This is a genomic window from Micromonospora ferruginea (genome assembly GCF_013694245.2).
GTDB classification, from domain to species: domain Bacteria; phylum Actinomycetota; class Actinomycetes; order Mycobacteriales; family Micromonosporaceae; genus Micromonospora; species Micromonospora robiginosa.
This window is the reverse complement of sequence record NZ_CP059322.2, coordinates 1,457,617-1,476,590: the sequence shown is the minus strand read 5'-3', so window position 1 is coordinate 1,476,590 and position 18,974 is coordinate 1,457,617. Positions and strand designations below refer to the sequence as shown.

17 protein-coding genes are annotated in these 18,974 nt (G+C 74.9%); 3 read left to right on the top strand and 14 right to left on the bottom strand.

Translation table 11 applies throughout. The features are described 5' to 3' along the window. Nucleotides 1-30: 30 nt before the first annotated feature. Complete coding sequence (locus tag H1D33_RS06480; RefSeq protein WP_181568939.1) at nucleotides 31-1,002, bottom strand: PaaX family transcriptional regulator; 972 nt, start codon at nucleotides 1,000-1,002, stop codon at nucleotides 31-33. A 186-nt stretch (nucleotides 1,003-1,188) separates the two neighbouring features. Between H1D33_RS06480 and H1D33_RS06475 the strand changes: the two genes are divergently transcribed. Next, the gene (locus H1D33_RS06475) at nucleotides 1,189-2,544 is read left to right on the top strand and encodes an extracellular catalytic domain type 1 short-chain-length polyhydroxyalkanoate depolymerase (RefSeq protein ID WP_181568940.1); all 1,356 of its coding nucleotides are present in this window, start codon (nucleotides 1,189-1,191) and stop codon (nucleotides 2,542-2,544) included. Nucleotides 2,545-2,589: 45 nt separating this feature from the next. Here the strand turns inward: H1D33_RS06475 and H1D33_RS06470 are convergent, their stop codons facing one another. Beyond that, nucleotides 2,590-3,567 (bottom strand): aldo/keto reductase, encoded by a 978-nt coding sequence (locus H1D33_RS06470; protein WP_220138690.1) that lies wholly within the window; start codon nucleotides 3,565-3,567, stop codon nucleotides 2,590-2,592. Between the two features lie 79 nt (nucleotides 3,568-3,646). Here H1D33_RS06470 and H1D33_RS06465 point away from each other — a divergent pair, with 79 nt between their 5' ends. Beyond that, on the top strand, nucleotides 3,647-4,789 hold the full coding sequence (locus H1D33_RS06465) for a sensor histidine kinase (RefSeq protein ID WP_181568941.1): 1,143 nt from the start codon (nucleotides 3,647-3,649) through the stop codon (nucleotides 4,787-4,789). Next, nucleotides 4,786-5,442, top strand: coding sequence for a response regulator (locus tag H1D33_RS06460; protein ID WP_181568942.1), 657 nt, complete (start codon nucleotides 4,786-4,788; stop codon nucleotides 5,440-5,442). The genes H1D33_RS06465 and H1D33_RS06460 overlap by 4 nt, the downstream gene beginning before the upstream one ends. A gap of 16 nt (nucleotides 5,443-5,458) precedes the next feature. Here H1D33_RS06460 and H1D33_RS06455 read toward each other — a convergent pair whose 3' ends face one another. The 12 genes from H1D33_RS06455 to H1D33_RS06400 all read right to left on the bottom strand — a co-directional run bounded on the left by H1D33_RS06455 (nucleotide 5,459) and on the right by H1D33_RS06400 (nucleotide 18,974). Then, the gene (locus H1D33_RS06455; RefSeq protein ID WP_181568943.1) at nucleotides 5,459-6,691 is read right to left on the bottom strand and encodes a DUF6357 family protein; all 1,233 of its coding nucleotides are present in this window, start codon (nucleotides 6,689-6,691) and stop codon (nucleotides 5,459-5,461) included. Further along, the gene (locus H1D33_RS06450; protein WP_181568944.1) at nucleotides 6,682-7,326 is read right to left on the bottom strand and encodes a hypothetical protein; all 645 of its coding nucleotides are present in this window, start codon (nucleotides 7,324-7,326) and stop codon (nucleotides 6,682-6,684) included. Before H1D33_RS06450 ends, H1D33_RS06455 begins: the two co-directional genes overlap by 10 nt. Nucleotides 7,327-7,339: 13 nt before the next feature. Continuing rightward, on the bottom strand, nucleotides 7,340-7,879 hold the full coding sequence (locus H1D33_RS06445; RefSeq protein WP_181568945.1) for a GNAT family N-acetyltransferase: 540 nt from the start codon (nucleotides 7,877-7,879) through the stop codon (nucleotides 7,340-7,342). A 27-nt stretch (nucleotides 7,880-7,906) separates the two neighbouring features. After that, nucleotides 7,907-8,923 (bottom strand): ABC transporter permease subunit, encoded by a 1,017-nt coding sequence (locus tag H1D33_RS06440; protein WP_181568946.1) that lies wholly within the window; start codon nucleotides 8,921-8,923, stop codon nucleotides 7,907-7,909. After that, entirely contained in the window at nucleotides 8,920-9,798 is an 879-nt protein-coding gene (locus H1D33_RS06435; RefSeq protein WP_181568947.1) for an ABC transporter ATP-binding protein, read from the bottom strand. The genes H1D33_RS06440 and H1D33_RS06435 overlap by 4 nt, the downstream gene beginning before the upstream one ends. A 95-nt stretch (nucleotides 9,799-9,893) precedes the next feature. Next, the gene (locus H1D33_RS06430) at nucleotides 9,894-10,280 is read right to left on the bottom strand and encodes a DUF4913 domain-containing protein (RefSeq protein ID WP_181568948.1); all 387 of its coding nucleotides are present in this window, start codon (nucleotides 10,278-10,280) and stop codon (nucleotides 9,894-9,896) included. Further along, nucleotides 10,274-11,719, bottom strand: a complete 1,446-nt coding sequence (locus H1D33_RS06425) for a glycoside hydrolase family 19 protein (RefSeq protein WP_181568949.1) — start codon at nucleotides 11,717-11,719, stop codon at nucleotides 10,274-10,276. The genes H1D33_RS06430 and H1D33_RS06425 overlap by 7 nt, the downstream gene beginning before the upstream one ends. A 6-nt stretch (nucleotides 11,720-11,725) precedes the next feature. Next, a complete protein-coding gene (locus tag H1D33_RS06420; protein ID WP_181568950.1) occupies nucleotides 11,726-13,474 on the bottom strand; it encodes a type IV secretory system conjugative DNA transfer family protein in 1,749 nt (582 codons plus the stop codon). Then, nucleotides 13,471-15,234, bottom strand: coding sequence for an ATP/GTP-binding protein (locus H1D33_RS06415; protein ID WP_181568951.1), 1,764 nt, complete (start codon nucleotides 15,232-15,234; stop codon nucleotides 13,471-13,473). The genes H1D33_RS06420 and H1D33_RS06415 overlap by 4 nt, the downstream gene beginning before the upstream one ends. After that, a complete protein-coding gene (locus H1D33_RS06410) occupies nucleotides 15,231-16,730 on the bottom strand; it encodes an SCO6880 family protein (RefSeq protein WP_181568952.1) in 1,500 nt (499 codons plus the stop codon). Before H1D33_RS06410 ends, H1D33_RS06415 begins: the two co-directional genes overlap by 4 nt. Nucleotides 16,731-16,750: 20 nt before the next feature. Continuing rightward, nucleotides 16,751-18,235: a hypothetical protein gene (locus tag H1D33_RS06405; RefSeq protein ID WP_181568953.1), complete on the bottom strand. Its 1,485-nt coding sequence runs from the start codon at nucleotides 18,233-18,235 to the stop codon at nucleotides 16,751-16,753. After that, on the bottom strand, nucleotides 18,228-18,974 hold the full coding sequence (locus H1D33_RS06400; RefSeq protein ID WP_181568954.1) for a DUF8175 domain-containg protein: 747 nt from the start codon (nucleotides 18,972-18,974) through the stop codon (nucleotides 18,228-18,230). Before H1D33_RS06400 ends, H1D33_RS06405 begins: the two co-directional genes overlap by 8 nt.

Sequence of the window (18,974 nt, the reverse complement as noted above, 5' to 3'; positions counted from 1 at the left end):
GCCCGGCCCACCCCGCGCCGCGGCCGATCGTCACGTCGGCGGCGCGCCGCACCCGTCCGGGCGTACGCCGGCGAGCATGTCGGCGGTGGTGTGCGCCCGGACGCCGTCCGGTGGCGTGCCGCCGGCGTGCCGGGCGACGACCGCGCGGACGTGGCGCTCGGCGGTCTCGGCGAGCCCGTCGTAGACGGCCGTGAACAGGTCGTGGGCCGACTGCCGGGGCCAGCCGGCCGGGAGGAGTTCCCGCGGCAGCCGCGGGTCGAGCGTCGGGAACCGCCGGTAGGTGTCCATCACCTCGGTGCGCGCCCGCACGGCGGCCGGGCCGTCGACCGTGCCGGTCCGGGACGCCAGCGGGGTCCACCGGCGCAGGAACTCCTGGTACTGCGCGGCGATGCCGGCGATGTCCCACGCCTCGATCGGCGCGCGCTGCCCGACCCCGTCCAGCGCGGCCTGCCGGGCCCGGAAGACGGTGACCGCGCCGGGGGCGAGCCCGGCCAGCAGCGACCGGGCCGGCGGGGTCGGCTCGTACGGCGAGACCCAGAGCCCGTCGTAGAGCGGCGCGAAGCCGAGCCAGCGGAGCTGCCCGCGCAGCGCGCGGCGCTGGGCGCCGCGGTCCTGCGGCAGCGAGAACGCGACGAGCGTCCAGCTCCCGTCCCACGCCGTCGGGGTGGTGGTGGAGGTGAGGATCCAGTTCCCGCCGGCGGAGAGGTCGGCGGCGACGCCGCGGCTGAGCCGGTAGGAGCTGTGGCGGCCCTGCCGGCTGCGCTCCAGCACGCCCCGGCGGGCCAGCCGGCTGATCGCGGTCCGCGCGCCGGCGTTGCTCACCCCGGTCTCGGCGAGCAACGTCACGATCGCCGCGGAGGGCAGCGCCGCCCGGGTACGCAGCGTGTAGTCCGCCATCAGCGTCACCACCACACCCTGCGGCGCGGCGCCGGACTGTCGCCGGGGCAGCCGCACCGAGGGCTCGTCGGGGTAGATCTCCTCGATGTCGAACGCGCTGGCCACGGGCACTCCGGAGTCGACTCGGCGACGGGGCCTCGACTGTAGACGGAGATCGGGGTCGGCAACGCATCGCGATTCATCGATTGACACTTGTGGGACCGGCGGGAACACTATCTGCTACCCGACACGGAGCCGGGCAGGGCGAACCACCCACGACGTCAACCTGCACAGGTGATCGAAGGAGTCTCCGTGAGAACCAGAGGGAAGATCCTGCTCGCCGTGGCCGCCACGCTGGCGGCGGCCGGCCTGGTGGTCCCCGCGACGCAACCCGCCTACGCGGCGTCGCTGACCGAGGTGACCAGCTTCGGCGACAACCCGGGGCGGATGCGGATGCACGTCTACGTCCCGGACAACCGGCCGGCCCGGCCGGCGACCGTGGTGGCCATGCACGGCTGCGGCGGCTCCGGCCCCGGCTTCTACTCCGGCAGCGAGTTCGCCTCGCTGGCCGACCGGTACGGCTACATCGTGATCTACCCCAGCGCGACCCAGCAGGCCGGCTTCGGCAACTGCTTCGACACCTGGTCCGACGCCGCCAAGCGGCGCGGCGGCGGCAGCGACCCGGTGTCGATCGTCTCGATGGTCCGCTACGTCCAGCAGCAGTACGGCGCCGACCCGGACCGGGTCTACGCCACCGGCAGCTCGTCCGGCGGCATGATGACCAACCACATGCTGGCGCTCTACCCCGACGTGTTCAAAGCCGGCGCGGCGTTCATGGGCGTGCCCTACAACTGCTTCGCGAACGCGGCGGACTATCCGCCGGGCAGCAGCCAGTGCACCGGCGGCAGCATGAACCGGACCCCGCAGCAGTGGGGTGACGCGGTCCGCCAGGCGTATCCCGGCTACACCGGCCCCCGCCCCCGGGTGCAGCTCTGGCACGGCACCGCCGACAACCTGGTGCCCTACTCGCTGCTCCAGGAGGAGATCGAGCAGTGGACCAACGTGTTCGGGCTCAGCCAGACGCCCACCTCCACGGACACGCCGCAGGCCGGCTGGAACCGGCGCCGCTGGGCCGACGGCGCCGGCACCGTGCAGGTCGAGGCGTACAGCATCCAGGGCGCCGGGCACAGCCTGCCGTCCGCCGGCATGGCCGCGGTCGCGATCGCGTTCTTCGGCCTGACCGGCACGCCCAGCCCGACCACGTCGCCCACGCCGACCACCTCGCCCAGCCCGACGCCGACCCCGACCACGTCGCCGACCCCGGGCCCGACCACTCCCCCGCCCGGCGGCGGGGCCTGCCGGGTGAGCGTCGAGGTCAACGCCTGGAACTCCGGGCTGACTGAGAACATCACCATCACCAACACCGGGTCGAGCGCGGTGAACGGCTGGTCGCTGGCGTTCACGCTGCCCGGCGGGCAGAGCATCACCTCGGGCTGGAACGCCTCCTACTCCCCCGCCTCCGGCCAGGTGACCGCCCGCAACGTCGCCTACAACGGCACCATCGGCCCCAACGGGTCGACCACCATCGGGTTCCAGGCCACCCACACCGGCAACACCGCCAGGCCCACCTCGTTCACGCTCAACGGCGCGGCCTGCGCGCTCGCCTGACCGGCGCGTGCCCGGGGGCGACCCGACCGGCCGCCCCCGGGACCGTCACGGCAGCGGGGCGCCGCGCGCGACCACCCACAGGTCGTACCACTCCTGGCGGGTCAGCTCCGGCTCCCGACGGACCGCGTCCCGGCAGGCCCGGATGCGCTCCGGACTGGCGGTGCCGATCACCGGCGCCACCCGCGCCGGGTGCCGCTGGATCCACCACAGCACGATCGCCTCCGGCGTCGTCCCCTTGGCCTCGGCGAGAGCGGCGACCCGGTCGGCGGTCGCCCGGTCGGCCGGCGTCCGCCCCGCGCCGGTGAAGCGCCCGCGCGCCAGCGGGCTCCACGACTGGACGCCGATCCGGTGCGCCCGGCAGTGTTCCAGCGTGCCGAGCGGAAACCCGACGCCGGTGGACTCGGCGGTGTTCACCAGCACGCCGGCCTCGACCCAGTCGCGCCGGGCCAGGCTGATCTCCAACTGGTTGGCGACCAGCGGCACGTCGAGCGACGCCTGGAGGTGGGCGACCTGCGCCGCCGCCATGTTCGACACGCCGAACTGCCGCACCAGGCCCTGCCGGTGCAGCGTGTGCAGCGCCTCGGCCACCTCGTCCGGCTCGGCGAGCGGGTCCGGCCGGTGCAGCAGCAGGACGTCGAGCACGTCCGTGCGCAGCCGGGTCAGGCTCCGCTCGACGCTGCGCACGATGTGCTCGCCGCGCAGGTCGTACCGGCCCGGACCGTCGTCGCCGGTCAGGCGGATGCCGCACTTGCTCTGCAGCACCACCCGCGAGCGGAGTTCCGGGGCGCGGGCGAGCACCTCGCCGAAGACCGCCTCCGACTTGCCGTTGCGGTAGATGTCGGCGTGGTCGAACGCGGTGACACCGATCTCCAGGGCGGCCTCGACCGCCGCCTCGGCCGCCGCGATCTCCGGCGCGCCGTACGGTTCGTCGTCCCACCCGCCGCCCAGCCCCATGCAGCCGTAGATCAGTCGGTGGTCGCGGATGTCGGCACCCGCCGGGGATACGTGCTGGTCGTCGGCCATGACACGTGGATAGCACAGCACCGGCGTGACCGTACTTTCGGCCGGTTCGTCGGGCCCCGGACTTTCCTAGCCTGGTGGCATGACCGAGACGCGTCGACCGGCCGGCCTCCTGCTCGACCTCGGCCTCGCCGTGGTGTTCGCCCTCGGCCTCGCGGCCACCGCCGTCATGATCGCGACCAGTTGGGGTCCCCGCTACGCCGTACCCGATGCCCTGGTCGGGGTGGTCGTCTGCGCCCTGGCGCTGGCGCGACGCCGGGACCGGGTGCGGACGGCGGCGGCCGGCCTCGCCGTGGCGGCCGTCGCGGTCGGCGTCTCGTTCGTCGCGGACCTGCCGCAGGAACCCGGCCCGGTCACCGGGCTGGCGCTGGCCGTCCTGGTCGGCTCCGTGGTCCGCGCCCGACCGCGACGGACCGCCGCCACGGTCGCCGGCGCGGGCCTGCTGGTGATCGCCGGCAGCCTGCTCACGTCGCTGGACAACCAGCACGGCCTCACCGCGGTGACGGTGCTCGACACGCTGTGCTGGCTGGCCGCCGTCGCGGTCGGCCTCGCGCTGCGCCGCGCCGACACCCGCGCCCGGGCCGCCACCGAGCGGGTACGCCGCGGCGAGCGGCTGGACCTGGCCCGCGAGCTGCACGACGTGGTCACCCACCACGTCACCGGCATCGTCGTGCAGGCTCAGGCCGCGCAGCTCGTCACCGCGAAGCAACCGGAGAAGGTGCCGGAGATGCTGGCCGGGATCGAGCTGTCCGGCACCGACGCGCTGGCCGCGATGCGCCGGGTGGTCGGCCTGCTCCGCGACGCCGACGACGGCGCGCCCGCCACACCCGGGCCGGAAGGGCTCGCCGACCTGGTGGACCGGTTCGGCCGGCACGGCCCGCCGGTGCGCCTGCGGCTGCCCGAGGACGACCGGGAGTGGCCGCCGGAGGTGACCACCACGGTGCACCGGGTCGTGCAGGAGGCGCTGACCAACGTGTCCCGGCACGCCCCGCACGCCGGCTCGGTCACCGTCACCGTCGACCAGGCCCCGGACGCCGTCGCGGTGGAGGTGGTGGACGACGCGCCGCCGACCCCGGCCCGCGTCGGGCACCGCGACGGGTACGGCCTGGTCGGCATGCGCGAGCGGGTCCAGGGGCTCGGTGGCACGCTGCGCGCCGGCCCGCGCGACGGCCGGGGCTGGTCGGTCCGGGCCACCCTCCCCCTGCCGACCCGGACGCCGCGATGAGCATCCGGGTGCTGATCGCCGACGACCAGGCGATGATCCGGGGCGGGCTGCGGCTCATCCTGGAGGACCAGCCCGACATCACCGTGGTGGGCGAGGCGCGCGACGGCGTCGAGGCGGTCGCCGAGGCCCGCCGGCTGCGCCCGGACGTCTGCCTGGTCGACATCCGGATGCCCCGGGTGGACGGGATCGAGGTGACCCGCGCGCTGGCCGGCCCGGGGACGCCCCGCCCGCTGCGGGTCATCGTGGTGACCACGTTCGACCTGGACGAGTACGTCTACGGCGCGCTGCGCAACGGCGCGGTCGGTTTCCTGCTCAAGGACGCCGGCCCGGCGCTGCTGGTCGAGGCGGTCCGCGCCGCGCACAACGGCGACGCGCTGGTCTCGCCGTCGGTGACGCTGCGGCTGCTCAAGCACGTGACCGCGGCGGCCCGGCCGGCGTCGGGACGGTCCCTGCCCCGGCTCTCCGCACGGGAGATGGAGGTGGTCCGGGCGATCGCGCGCGGGCGCACCAACCAGGAGATCGCCGGCGAGCTGTTCATCTCGCTGAGCACCGTGAAGAGCCACCTCTCCGGCATCCAGACCAAGCTGGGTGCCCGCAACCGGGTGGAGATCGCCGCCTGGGCGTGGGAGAACCGGCTGGTCGAGGGCGGGTGACTCACTCCGCCGAGGGCTACCGCGCGCCGGCCCGGCGACGCGCGCGCTCGAACTCGGCGACGTCGGACATCCAGGGGCCGTGCCCGTCGAGTGCCGCGCAGCCGCCGCGCACGAAGTCGCGCACCAGCTCGCGGTATTCGTCGAGCCCGTCGACCAGGCGATACTCCACCCGGTAGTGCGGCTCCGGCCCGACCTGGGGCCGCACCGTCGTGATCCGGGCGATGGAGTCGGCGTAGAAGTGCAGTTGGATCCCCTCGCCCATCGCCTCGTCCTCGATGGTGAACACCTCGTTGCCGGCCGCCGAGCGGTCGGCCACGAACGCCCAGAACTCGGCGGCGGCGCCGCGCGGGCCGTCCCGTCGCCAGGTCCGCTCGCCGCCCCGGTCGTCGGTGAACGACAGCGCCGCCTTCCCCGCACCGGGGTCGACGTCGTCGTCCGCCGGGGCGCTCCGGGACCGGTCCGCGACCTCCGCGCACATCAGGAAACTCACCGTCCGCACCGCGTCGGCGGCGAGCCCCGGGTACGCGCCGCGCACGGCCGCGTCGACGGCCGCCGCCGTCCGGTCCCAGGCGCGCTTGTCCGTGGCCCGGTTGCCCCGCCTCGGGTCGAGGCCGATCCGCATCCCCGCGCACGCCTGCTCGGCGGTGGCGATCACCCGCATGACCTGGGGCAGCAGCGCGGGGTCGACGGCGTCGGGCATCCGCCTCGGCTTCGTCGCGCCGTGCAGATACTGACCGGTGTACCGGAGGATCGCCGCGTCGAGCGGCCCGAGGACCACGCCGCGCTCGGCGCGCCGGCGGTCCGCGTGATGTTGCTGGGCACGCTTCTCGTCCGGCGTCTCCGTCGCCGTGCGCATCGCCTCGCAGACCTGACCGTGTTCCAGCGGACCGAGGCGGGCGCCGTGGGCGACGAGCCGGCTCCGGTCCCACCGGATGCGCCGGAAGAGCGCGTCGACGTCCTCGGGCGGGGCGAGCAGGACCGGGTCCAGGAGCGCGACGGCGGCGCTCTCGTCGAGCCGGCCCCGGGTCCCGGCGTCGTCGCACAGCGGGAGGAGCGCGCTCCACAGCAGCAGGTGTCGGGCCAGGTCCGCCCGGATCACCTCGAGGTGGGCCGCCCCGATCGGGACCGTGAACGTGCGGGGTTCGTGGTTGGCGTCGGCCCCGGCGCCGAGCATCAGCCTCAGCTCGTCGCCCTCACGGATCACGCTCGGGATCCAGCCGCCGCGCGTGAAGACCCTGGTCACGCCCATCGGGCACACTCGGCGTCCAGGCGCGGGTCGGCGCGCACCCACACCTCGCCGTCGGCCGCCCCGGCCGGCGCGTCGACGCGCTCCAGACCGAGGAACGCGATCAACTGGAGCAGCTCGGCCCGCTCGGCCCGGGCGTGGTCGACGTCGTCGGACTCGAAGAACACGTAGTACTGGTCGGTCGGGTCGACGATGCCCGAGTCGGCCCAGATCCGGCCGACCTCGTCGATCGCCGCCGCCTCGGTCGTGAACGTGGCGGCGCGGACGGCACCCCGGGTCTCCGGTGACGCGTCCAGGTCGGCGAGGTCGGCGAACCACTGCCCGAAGTAGTCCAGGCCGGCACAGCCGTTCTCGAAGAACAGCATCGCGGCCGGCAGGTAGCGGTTGCCCCGGTCGACCTTCAGGTGCTCCTGACCCGCCTCCCCGACCCGGGAGATCACCCCCCGCTGCGGCATGAGCACCAGGCGCTGCCTCGCCGCCTCGTCCGCGATGGTGTAGGTGTCGGACTCCCGGTCCCGGAGGAACGCGGCGAACGCCTCGTAAGCCTCCTGGGCGTCACCCACCGAGACGTGGTGGTCGGTGCCGTCGCCGGCGGCGAAGACGAACTGCTTCGGTCCGGGCTGGTAGGGGCGGGCCATGGGGGTCCTTCCGTCAGGCGCGAAGATCCACCAGCGTACGCACGCCGAGCCACTGCTCCGCATCCCAGGCCCGGAACCGCTCCACCTCGGTGAACCCCAGCTTCGCCGCGAGCCGCATGGAGGTGGCGTTCGCGGACTGGGTGGTGAGCATGACCGGCTCACCGGGCAGGACGCGGTCGAACCAGTCGAGCACCGCCCGACACGCCTCGGTGGCGTACCCGTGACCCCACGCCCGCGGCAGGAACTGGTAGCCGAGATCGGCCTTCCCCACCGCCGCCGGCCGGCGATGCTCGGTGGCGCGCCGGAGCAGGACCCGGCCGATCATCGCGCCGTCCAGGTCGACCACGAAGCACCCCGGCCACTGCCCGGGCGCCTCGGGCAGTTCCCGCTCGAGTTCGTCGCGCGGCCGGGGCCCGCCGAGATACGTGTGCGCCTCCGGCGAGGCCAGCAGTTCCACGAACGTCGCCCGGTCCCGGGCCTCGGCCGCCCGGAGCACCAGGCGTTCGGTGCGGATCGGCGCGGGTGGCCAGGGGACGGCTCCGATTCCGGTCATGCCGGCCATCCAACCACGCGGCGGGCGTCAGCTCGGGTGACGCCGGATCCGCCGGAACGCCACGGCCGCCAGCACCCCGGCGAGCAGCAGGTACAGGCCCGACTCCAACCACTGGAACGCCCAGTACCGGCCGACCGGCTGGTAGGCGACGTCCACGTGCAGGTCCTCGGCGGCCAGGCAGGTCGCCGTGTCGCCGAACGGTCCCTCGGCCGCCCCGGTCCTCGGCGGGTCGGTGAAACACCTGTCGAACACCCCCCGGTCGAGCGACCCGCCGGCGCGGGTGCGCAACTCGCTGACGTCGGTGACCCAGGCGTCCGGCACGGCCAGGCCCCGCACCACCGGGGCGCCGGTGATGCTGCCCAGGCCACGCGCCTCGTTGATAGCCGGTGCGGTCATCTCCAGCGTGGCGTGCCGCGGCGGCAGCAGGTGCGGTCGGACCAGGTTCGGCACCAGGAACTGGAGGACCACGAAGGCCAGCGCGGTCAGCGCCATGGCCGGCACGGTGCGCCGCAGCACCAGCCCGATCAGCACCCCGAGCACGACCGCGAACGCCGCGTACGCCACCGGGGTGAGGTTGCGGGCGCCGAACAGGACCGTGCTGAAGCGGTTGTCCGCGATCCGGTCCACCGGGCTCATCGCCCAGGTCACCAGCGCGGCGGCCGCGCCGGTCACGGCCATCGCGGCCAGGCCGACCACGGCCAGCTTGACGGCGAGCCAGCGGCGGCGGGTGACGCTCTGGTTCCAGACCAGCCGCTGGGTGCCGGTCTCCAGCTCCCGGGCCACCAGCGGCGCGCCCCAGAACATGCCGAGCAGGCCGGGGACCGGCCCGAGCAGCGCGGCCAGGTAGAGCGAGGTGTTCTCGTAGTCGACGGCGAGCTGGCGCAGCCGGGGGCAGTCGGGCGCGCCGGCGCACTGGGCCCGGTAGGTGTCGTAGGCGTCCCGGACGTCCAGGCCGAGGTGCCCGACGTACGCGGCGAACAACGCCAACACGGCCACGCCCACCAGGGCCGGGACGCGGAACTGCCGCCAGGTCGTCCAGATCATCGGTTGCCCTCCCCCGCCGCCCGCGTCAGGTAGCTCAGCGCCAACTCCTCCAGGCCGACCGGCTCCACCCGCCACGGCGTCCCCGCCGGCGGACGGTCGGCCCGCACCACGGCGTGCTCGTACGCCCCGGTGTGCCGCCTCAGCACCACCTCGACCCCGGCCGGGAGCCGGTCCAGCTCGCCGCGCGGGGCGACCAGCCGGTGGTGCCGGGCCAGCAGGTCGGCCACGTCCCCGGCGACCTGCACCCGGGAGCCGTCCAGCACGACGAGGTGGTCGCAGGACCGCTCCACGTCACCGAGCAGGTGCGACGAGAGGATCGCGGTCGCGCCCAGCTCGGCGACGACGCCGGTCAGGTTCCGCAGGAAGCCGTCGCGGGCCAGCGGGTCCAGCGCGGCGGCCGGCTCGTCGAGGATCAGCAGTTCGGGACGCTTCGCCACGGCCACGGTGAGCGCCAACTGCGCCCGCTGGCCGCCGGAGAGCCGGCCCGCCCTCTGCCCCGGGTCTAGGCCCACCTGGGCGATGCGCCGCTCGGCCAGGCCCGGGTCCCAGGACGGGTTCAGCTTCGCGCCCATCCGCAGGTGGTCGGCGACCGAGAAGGACGCGTACACCGGGGTGTCCTGGGCGACGAAACCGACCCGGGCCAGGTGTGCCGCGTTCGCCGCCGGCGGTGAGCCGAGCACCCGCAGCGTGCCCGCCGTCGGGGTGCTCAGCCCGCAGGCGAGGTTCAGCAGGGTGGACTTGCCGGCGCCGTTCGGGCCGACCAGCCCCACCACCCGTCCCCGGGGCAGGTCGAGGTCGCAGTCGGTCAGCGCCGGCCGGCGGCCGTACCGTTTGGTCAGGCCACGGGCCTGGAGCACGAGATCGGAAGATGACATGCCCCCGATCCTGCGGATCGGGACCCGCGCCGGCATCGGCCCGACGACGGGTCGGCCCGCGCCGGGCGCCGTCCTTTCGGCCGGTTCTCCCGCCGTCAGCCGTCGTCGTACCGCTCGACGTAGGGGCGGTCCTTGGGCCGGTGGCCGCCGGGTTTGCAGCCGGCGAACGGGCCGGCCGGGTCGCGCAGCGCGCCCATCGTCGGCCACAGGTGGTTCTGGTGCCACGCCGCCGGATCGGACGGCGCCGCCTTCGGGGACGTCCGCTCCTGCCAGGCGAGCCAGAGCCCGTGCAGGTAGGCGATCGCCTCCGGGTGCTCCCACCAGCGGGGGCACCACGGCGCGCCGGAGGTGACCTCGCCGCCGTAGACCGGCAGCAGGAGGCCCTCCACCCAGGTGGCCAGCCGGCGCAGCTCCTCGGCGTACTCGGGGCCGTCCAGGTAGAGGATGAAGAACGGCTTTCGCCCCGGCTCGTCGGTCAGCACGTCAGCGTCCCCTCGTCGCCGGGGTCCACGTCGAGCGCGGCGGTGATCCGGCGGTACGCGTCGACCCGCTTGCCGACCAGTTCGCCGTTGCCGCCGCCGCACTCCAGCGCGCCGTTGATGCTGCGGATCGTCCCGCCGAAGCCACCGCCGCCGGTGATCGCCGCGTGCGCGGTGGTCGCGCCCGCGCCGGGGTTGGTCATCCAGAACCAGAGCGCGGCCTGCCACGCCACCGACGGATCGGTCGCCACCAGGTCCGGGTTGCCGAGCAGGTCCAGCCCGAGCGCGTCGCCGGCCGCCTGGTAGTTGTAGTTCCAGCTCAGTTGCAGCGGCCCCCGCCCGTGGTAGGCGGTCCGGCCCGCCGGACATCCGTAGGGCCTGCCGCCGTCGCAGTAGGTGCCCCAGGCCGCCCGGTCGATCTCGTCGACGTGCGCCAGGCCGCCGGTCTCGTGGTCGACGTTGGCCAGGAACGCGGCCAGCTCCCGCCGGCGGGTCTGCTCGTCGCCGGTGGCGGCGAACGCGGGGAACTTCGCCATCGCGTCGGTGAGCCCGGCGTACGTGTAGAAGGAGTTGCGGCCCGGGAACAGGGTGTCGAACGTCGACGCGGTCAGCGACGCGCCGTCCGGGACCACCCGCTTGTTCGACCCGATGGACAGCGACGGGAACAGCTCCGGTGACGGCGACGGTGACGCGGACGCGGTGGACGTGTCCGTGCCGCCGATGGTGTAGCGGGCGAACAGGCCGCGCACCCGTAGCGGGTAGGTGTCCATCAGGATGACCGGCATGCCGCCCTGCTCCTTCACCGCCTCCAGGCCCTGGTCCCAGGCCATCAGCGTGAGCGTGAGGTGGTCACCGACCACGGACTCGTCGTCCAGCAGCCGCTGGGTCTCCTCGGCCAGGTGGCAGAACCACCGCGCGTGGGCGTGGATCGAGTCCTCCGGGTCCAGCGCCGAGGCCTCGCCGCTGTCGTCGTCGTCCTCGCCGTAACGGTCGAAGACGTCGGGGGTCAACTGGGACAGCCCCTTGCGGCCCTCCTGGCCCTCCTTGTCCGCGTCGAAGTCCGACGCGTACTCGATCTGCGCCGCGAGGATCACCGGGGTGAGCAGGTCGCACTCCCGGGCGGCGGCCCGGATCGGCGCGACCAGGTCCGCCTCCGGCACGCCTGATTCCCGGAACCCGCCGCGGCCGTCGCCGCCGGCGAGTTCGGTGAGGACGCTGCCACCGGCGCCCGGCCCGAGCGTGCTCTCCGGGTCCGGCGAGTAGGAGGTCATCTGCGAGCCGCTGAGCAGGATGATGACCACCAGGACGACCAGGGCCAGCGCGGCCAGCGCCGCGAGCGGCATCATCCCCACCATCGAGATGATCAGCCAGGTGATCTGGGTGGCGCCGAACCGGTTCGTCGCACTCTGGTGCGCCGCCCGCGCGGCCGCCAGTTTGGACACCGTCGCTCACCCGGCCCGCTGGCGCCAGGCCGCCGCCGCGCGGTCGGTGACCGCCTGCGCCTCGGCCTTCGCCGCCGCCGCGATCGGCGCCGCGTCCGGCTCCTTGAACCAGGGCCGCAGCCGGATCACCGCCGGCCGCACGCCGGTCGCCAGCAGCAGCGCCGTCCCCTTGGGCAGCGCCCGGATCCGGTCCGCCGGCAGCGCCTGCTCCTGCCGGTACGACACCGACCGGGAGGAGCCGTCACGCGAGCGGGAGTAGGTCGGGGTCCGCACGTCGTGCTGCCCCACCAGGCGGGCCACCTTGTCCACGAAGTCCGCGTCGTCGAGCCCCGCGCCGAGCAGCTTGACCGTGGCGGCGCTCCACAACGCGTCCATCCCGGCGTCGCCCCAGACCCGCACCCCCTGCCGGTAGCTCTGCAGCAACGTCACCACGCTGATGCCGCGCGAGCCGAGGTGGCTGTAGAGGTCGGGCAGGTCGGCGATCCGGCACACGTTGGCCGCCTCGTCCAGCACGGCGGTCATCGGCGGGTCCAGCCGGCCGCCCATCCGCTCGGCGGCCACCACGCCGGCCCGGACCACGGCGTCCGCCAGCCCGGCGATCACGCCGGCGGCCGAGCCGCCGCCATCCTTGGACAGCAGGTAGAGCGTGTCCCGGCCGAGCACGTGCTCCTCCGGCACGAACTCGGGGCGGTCCGGGTCGGGGCTGACCCAGGCCAGGATCTCCGGGTCGAGCAGGCAGGCGACGCACTGCCGGGACGTCTCGTAGATGCCGTCACGGGTCTGCACCGCCCCGCGTACGGTGCCCTGGAGCTGGTCGGCCATCGCCTCCAGGCCGGCGTCGCGGAGCAGGTCGATCGGGGTGCGGTCGCCCGGGTCGGCGAGCCAGCCCAGCATCTCGCCGACCGTCGCGCCGCCGTGCGCGGCGGCCAGGAACAGCGCGGTCAACGTGTTCTGCGCGGCGGCGATCCAGAAGTCCTTCTTGGACGCGTCGTCGTTGACCGAGCTGACGAAGTGCCCGGCGAGCCGCCGCGCGCCCTCCAGGGTGCGGCAGCCGCCGAGCATGTCCCACCACATGTCGCGCTCGGAGTAGACGATGCCCTGCGGGTCGAACGTCCACACCCGCCCGACGCGGGCCCGTTCCCGCCGGGTGACCAGGTAGACGTCCGACTTGTTCGAGGTCAGCAGCACCGCGCCGGGGGCACGCAGCACGCGGGGCACGGCGATGCCGGTGGACTTGCCGGCCCGGGGGGCCATCAGGTCCAGCTCCACGTCCTCGTAGGAGGAACGCAGCTCCGGCCCGGACGGCAGCAGGTCGCCGAGCAGGTTGCCGGTGTCGTCGGGGCGCAGCCGGGGCACGTCCCGCAACGAGGGGCGCAGCTCCCGGGCCCGCGCCTCGGCCGCCTTGCCGGTCATCCCCCGCAGGTCGGCCGCGCCGGCCAGGTTCGACGGCTGGGCGGCCAGGCGGCGAACCACCGCGCGGGTCCCCGCCACCACCGGCGCGGCGACCAGCGGCAGCAGCGCCACCGCGCCCGCGTACACCAGGGCCGGCGGGACGCCCGGCCACACCGCCTCGGCGCCGCCGCCGAGCAGGCTCAGGTAGACGTCCAGCCGGAACGGCGGTGGCCGCCAGCCGTAGCCGCCGAGCGCGGCGGCGAGCGTGCCGCCGAGCCACAGCAGGACGAAGACGGCGAGGTTGACCAGCGCGAGCCCGGGGATGAGCCAGGGCAGCAGGTCGCCGCCCGCGCCGCGCCTCACCGGGCCACCGCGCCGGGCCGGTCGCCGGCCGTGACGGCCCGCACCACGGCGGCCCGCTCGGCGAGCATCCGCTCGGCGTCGCCGTTGGCGATCCAGCGCGTGTTGGTGTCGTGCAGGTGCCGCTCGGCGTCGGTGATCGCGACCCGGATCGGGATGCCGGGCCGCCCGCCGACCTTGATCAGGAACCGGCCCCGGCCGGGCGGCTCCTCGTTGCCGCCGTCCTGCGCCCAGCCGGCCGGCGACGACCAGGACGACACCAGGTCGATCTCCCGCCGGGACAGGCCGACCACCCGGGCCAGCTCCTCCATCTCCGCCCTCGGCAGGCCGGCGCAGGCGACCATCCCGGCGCGCTCGACGAAGCCCCGCGCCTTGGCCTTGTCCGCCTCGCTACCAAGCGCCTCCGCGTCCTTGAGCGTGTGGGTGATCTTCGCGTCGGCCAGGCCGAGGGACCGGTTCAGCCGGGTCAGCGCGTCGATCCGGTCGACGATGCCGGAGGCCGCCCGCAACGGCCGCCACAGCTCGTCCAGCACGGTGAAGAACCAGCGCCGGGGCGCCAGGCCGGCGTCGGCGAGGGCGTGCGAGGCGGACACCGTACCCAGGCCGTCGGACCAGGCGGCGAGCATCGCGGCGGCGGTCAACTGGCCGTCCGCCTCGCCGATGCGGGAGATGTCGATGCAGACCGCGGTGGCGTCCGGGTCGATGCGGGTGGCGGTCTCCGAGGCGAACGTGTCGCCCAGCGGGCCGTCCACGATGCCCAGCAGCGACCGGTGCAGCGGGTCGACGGCGTCCCGGTACCGGGACTCCTGGCCCCGGTCCAGGGTGACCTGCCGGACCTGCGGTGGCCCCTCCTCCAGCACCGCGAGCAGGTCCGGCAGCCGGTACGTCCGGCCCGGCCCGGTGCGCTCGCGCAGGTGCCGCAGGCAGGCCGACAGCACCGACTGCTCGTGGTCGCTGATCGGCACGCCCCGCACGATGGTGAGCAGCGCGGCCACCATGTTCAGCACCCGGCCGTGCGACTCGGCGGCCAGCGCCTCGCCGGCCTGCCCGCCGATCCGCGCGGCCGCCGCGCCCATCGCGCCCGGGTCCAGCACGTTGAGCCCGCCGACGCCCCGGGCGATGGAGATGACCTGCCCGCCGAGCGCGCGGACGGTGTCCGCGTAGTCGGGCTTGAGGTCGCCGAGCACCAGCGGGACGACGCCCTGCCCGGCCAGGCCGATCAGCATCCGGTTGATCAGGGTGGACTTGCCGAGACCGGGCATGCCGAGCATGAACAGCGACGGGTTGGAGATGTAGCGGGCCCGGGTGAACCAGTTCAGCGGGTCGCCGCAGACCGTGGCGCCGGTGCTGATGTGCTGGCCCAGCGGCACCCCGGTCATCGGGGCGCCGGAACCGGAGGCGAACGGCCAGAGCCCGCACGCCTGCACGGTGGTGGCCCGCCACATGGTCGGGGGGTCCAGCGTCGCCACCCGGCCGCCGCCCACGGCGGGCGCGCCGCGGTGCGGCACCCCGTCGGCGTCGTCCTGCCGGGCCAGGCGTTGCCGGTACCGCCGCTCGGCCGCCTCCTCGGCGGCCTGCCGGCGCCGCGCCCGCCGCAACGCCCGGGGGGTCTGCCCGTCGGTCTCGTCGGGCTCCCGCTCCTGCGCCCCGGCGTCCGGCACGACCAGGCCGGACAACGCGGTGACCGGCCCCGACGTGCGGCGGGGCCAACCCGCGGCGAGGTCCGTCACCCGGGCGCCGTCCGCGCCCACCCCGGCCGTCACAGCGCCTCCTGGAGATCCTGCGGGACGATCGACTGCTCCCAGGGCAGGATGCCGACCGGCAGGGCGCAGGTGAACGCCGCGGCCTGCATCCGGTCTGCCGGTCGCATCGCGATCCGGGTGGCGCCGAGCAGGTTGCGCATCGTCACGTTCGCGTCGCGCACCTCGGCGGCCGAGTCGACGGTCAACGTCACCAGCATCGAGAACTCCACCAGACCGGCGCCGGAGGCCTCCTCCGCCGCGGTCTGCTCGGCCGCCTGGATCTCCGCGACCGCGCGCGCCCGGACCAGGCCCTTCGTCGAGTTGGCCATGAACTGGGCGGACCGCCGGTCCGACTCGACGATCCGGGCGGAGGTCGCCGGGTCGATCGGGCGGTAGACCAGCGCCACCCGCTTGCGGCGGATGCCGGCGGTCGGGTCGAGCAGGCTGCGCAGGATGCCCGAGCGCACCACGCCGCGCGGCGCCATGGTCAGCAGCCAGCTCCGGGACACCCCGGAGTCGTGCTGGTAGGAGGTCACCGACTCGACCGCCGCGGCCGGGCCGGAGTCGTCCCACTCCAGCCCGGTGCGGCCGTGCTGGGCGCGGACGTCGAGGACCTCGGCCGCGGCGGCCGGGTCGTACGCGACCCGCACGATCTCGGCGATCCGCTCGGCGGACAGCGGCTCCGCCGACCCCCCGCCGGCGGCCACCAGCCCGTTGAGGATCCCCTGCAACCGCAGCGCCAGGTCGGCCAGCATGGTGTCGTCGTCACGCCGCGCGCCACCGGGCGCCGAGTAGGTGAGCGTCAGGTAGGTGTTCATCTCCGAGGACGCGTCGGGGTAGGAGCGCACCACCTCCTCCATGACGGCCCGCGCGGCGGGCGGCGCGTCCGGGGAGAGACGGCCCAGCACCTCGGTGGCGAGCCGGGTGCCCGGATCGGGAGCGGTCTCCACCACCACCGACGCGCCCCGCAGCCCCGGCTCGTGGGCCAGCCGCGACAGCCACTCGCCCCACAGCGCCACCCACGTGTCGACCTGGTCCGGGTCGACCAGCGACCCGCCGTCGGGCTCGCAGCTCAGCACGATCGTGTACTGGTGGCGGTTGCGGTGGTGCAGCACCCCGAACGGCCGGTCGTACGGGTCGCGTCCCTCCAGCATGGTCACCCGGCTCAGCAGGCCGGGTGGGCGGAACCGGCCGCCGGGTCGGGCGGACAGCGGCCCGGACACGTAGAGGTGCTGCCGCTTCGACCTGCGGCGCAGCCAGCCGACCCGGACGCCGGCCATCTGGAACACGTTGCGGCCGTCCTGGGTGCGGATCGCCAGCGGCGCCAGCATCAGCGCGAACGGCAGCCCCACCACCAGGGCCGCGTCCAGCGAGATCATGGACGCGAGCAGGACCACCACGAGGCCGCCGAAGAGGCCGAAGGTGCCGATCAGGCCCAGCGAGCCGAGGCCGGCCTTGCGGGGGCGACGCCAGTTGCCGTACGTCGGTGTCTTGATCTGGTCGATTGCGGTGCTCATGGTCGTCCTCCTGGGCCGGCCTAGTCGCGGTCGGGGTCCGGCAGCGCGCCGCGGGCGATGCCCGCGGCGTGCCGGTGGGTGCCGGCGACGGCGCCGGCGCCCTTCTGCACGGTCCAGGCGGCGGCCCCGACGGCGCCGCTGACCACCCGGCCGGCGGTCGAGACGGCGCGGCGCCCGCCGCCCGAGGACGGTGGGCTGCCCGCGGGCGCCGGCTCGCTCACCGGCGCCGGCGTGCTGCCGGACGCGGCGGCGGGCGCGGGTTCGCTCGCCGGGGCGGGCGTGCTGCCGGGCGCGGACTCGCTCTCCGGCGCCGGCGTGCTGCCCGACGCCGGTTCGCCCCCGGTGGCCGGGGCGCCGCCGGACGTGGACGCGCCGCCGGACGAGGAGCCTCCGGACGAGGACGCGCCGTCGGCCACGGACGCGGTGTCGGACGCGCCGTCGGCGGTGGAACCGCCCTCGGTCTTCGTCGCGCCGTCCGCCTTGGACTCACCACCGTCCTTCGAGGCGCCGTCGGGCTTCGACCCGCCGCCGCCCTTGGTCACCGCGCCCGAGGGCGAGCCGCCGCCGCCCGACGACCGGACCGCGCCGCCGCCCCCGCCGTGACCGCCGCCGGCGATCCGCTTGGCGCCGCTGGCCACCGCGCCCGCCGCGGCGGCGCCGGCGGCCACGCCCGCGCCCACCCCGTCGGACGAGCCGAGCGCCGCCATCGCCGGTACGACCAGCCGCATCAACGCGGGCAGCGCGACCGCGGCCATCAGCAGGATGGCGGCGCCGGCCAGCTTGTAGTGCTTGGCGTCGCCGTCGACCGAGCCGATCATCGCCGCCCCGGAATACATGATCAGTCCGACCACCGGTTTGAACGACAGCCAGGCCACCATCCAGGCGATGTGCTTGCGCCACCACCCGCCGCCCGACTCGGTCATCGACGCCGCGGCGGCCAGCGGCAGGGTGCCGGTGAGCAGTACCATCGCGCCGAGCCGCACGTACATCAGGATCACGTGGATGCACCCGGCGAGCAGCAGCAGCAGGCCGATGATGATCAGCAGGAACGCGGTCAGGCCGTCGGTGCCACAGTTGGCGATCAGCTTGAGCTGCGCCTTGATGCCCTGGTCGTAGAGGTGGTCGCTGTAGCGGTCGGCCTCGGTGGCGAGCAGGTTGAGCACGGTCCACGCCGCGCCGACGGTCAGCACCATGCGGACCAGGCCCTGCAGCGCGGTCCACAGCGACTGGCCCCGGCGCAGCAACGCCATCCGGAACGCGGCGGCCAGCAACGACGCCACCGCGATGGTCACCACGAGCCAGTCGGTCTGCAGGTGGATCTGGTCGTTGATCTTCTCGTCGCCGAGCGTCGGCACGTCACCGAGGTTGGCGAACAGCTCCACGGCCGCGCCCATGATGGCGCCGGCGATGTCGCTGAGGATGCCGTCGATCCCGCGTTCGAAGAAGCCGACGACCTGGCCGATCTCGCCGATGTAGACGGCGTCGCCGGTCGCGCACTCAGCCATTGCCGGCCCCGTTCCACAGCACGAAGCCGGCCAGCGAGAGCACCGGCGTGACCGGGCCGTACAGGCCGCCGGAGTTCAGCGGGCGCAACCGCCAGTCGACGCCGTTCCAGTCCGTCGTGTAGTCCACCGAGAAGTAGCGCGCGGTCGCCTGCCGGACCAGCACCCGGACCACCGCCGTACGGGGCGTGTAGCGCACCACCAGGAAACCGGCCAGACGGTTGGCGGTCTGCGGCGGGCCGCCGTCCTCCAGCGACTCGCGCATCGCGTCGAAGTAGTCCCGCCCCAGCCCTGGCACGAGCTGCTGCCGGCTGACCACCCGCCAGTCCGGGCCGCTCATCTGCCGGGAGATGGTGTGCACCGCCAGCACCGCGCCCATCGGGGTGTGCGCGAAGCACCAGCGCAGCGGGCCGGTGCTCCGCAGCGGCCCGGCCGACGCGGAGAACGGCGTCAGCGCGCCGTTCACCGGCCGCCAGGTGATGTCGGCCGGCGCCTCGGTCGGGATCGGCTGCGCGGTGTCCACCGTGCGGCAACCCTGCGGTCGCGACCCGTCCGGTGCGAGCCCGCCGATCACCGGTCCGGCGGGGGGCGCGGCCCGGGAGCCGGCGTCTCCACCACCGTAGAGCGCCGCGCCGATGCCGGCGCAGAGCGCCAGCACCAGGAAACCCGCCGACACCTGCCACCGGCGGTGCCGCCAGAACGGCCCGTCCTCCGCCGGCTCGTGGGCGTGTCGCGCACGCAT

Excerpts from the sequence above, each read along its gene's own strand:
- H1D33_RS06455 (WP_181568943.1), bottom strand. The coding sequence starts at position 6,691 with ATGGGCGTGACCAGGGTCTTCACGCGCGGCGGCTGGATCCCGAGCGTG.
- H1D33_RS06435 (WP_181568947.1), bottom strand. The coding sequence starts at position 9,798 with ATGTCATCTTCCGATCTCGTGCTCCAGGCCCGTGGCCTGACCAAACGG.
- H1D33_RS06400 (WP_181568954.1), bottom strand. The coding sequence starts at position 18,974 with ATGCGTGCGCGACACGCCCACGAGCCGGCGGAGGACGGGCCGTTCTGG.
- H1D33_RS06460 (WP_181568942.1), top strand. The coding sequence starts at position 4,786 with ATGAGCATCCGGGTGCTGATCGCCGACGACCAGGCGATGATCCGGGGC.
- H1D33_RS06450 (WP_181568944.1), bottom strand. The coding sequence starts at position 7,326 with ATGGCCCGCCCCTACCAGCCCGGACCGAAGCAGTTCGTCTTCGCCGCC.
- H1D33_RS06465 (WP_181568941.1), top strand. The coding sequence starts at position 3,647 with ATGACCGAGACGCGTCGACCGGCCGGCCTCCTGCTCGACCTCGGCCTC.
- H1D33_RS06405 (WP_181568953.1), bottom strand. The coding sequence starts at position 18,235 with ATGGCTGAGTGCGCGACCGGCGACGCCGTCTACATCGGCGAGATCGGC.
- H1D33_RS06470 (WP_220138690.1), bottom strand. The coding sequence starts at position 3,567 with ATGGCCGACGACCAGCACGTATCCCCGGCGGGTGCCGACATCCGCGAC.
- H1D33_RS06445 (WP_181568945.1), bottom strand. The coding sequence starts at position 7,879 with ATGACCGGAATCGGAGCCGTCCCCTGGCCACCCGCGCCGATCCGCACC.
- H1D33_RS06410 (WP_181568952.1), bottom strand. The coding sequence starts at position 16,730 with ATGAGCACCGCAATCGACCAGATCAAGACACCGACGTACGGCAACTGG.
- H1D33_RS06440 (WP_181568946.1), bottom strand. The coding sequence starts at position 8,923 with ATGATCTGGACGACCTGGCGGCAGTTCCGCGTCCCGGCCCTGGTGGGC.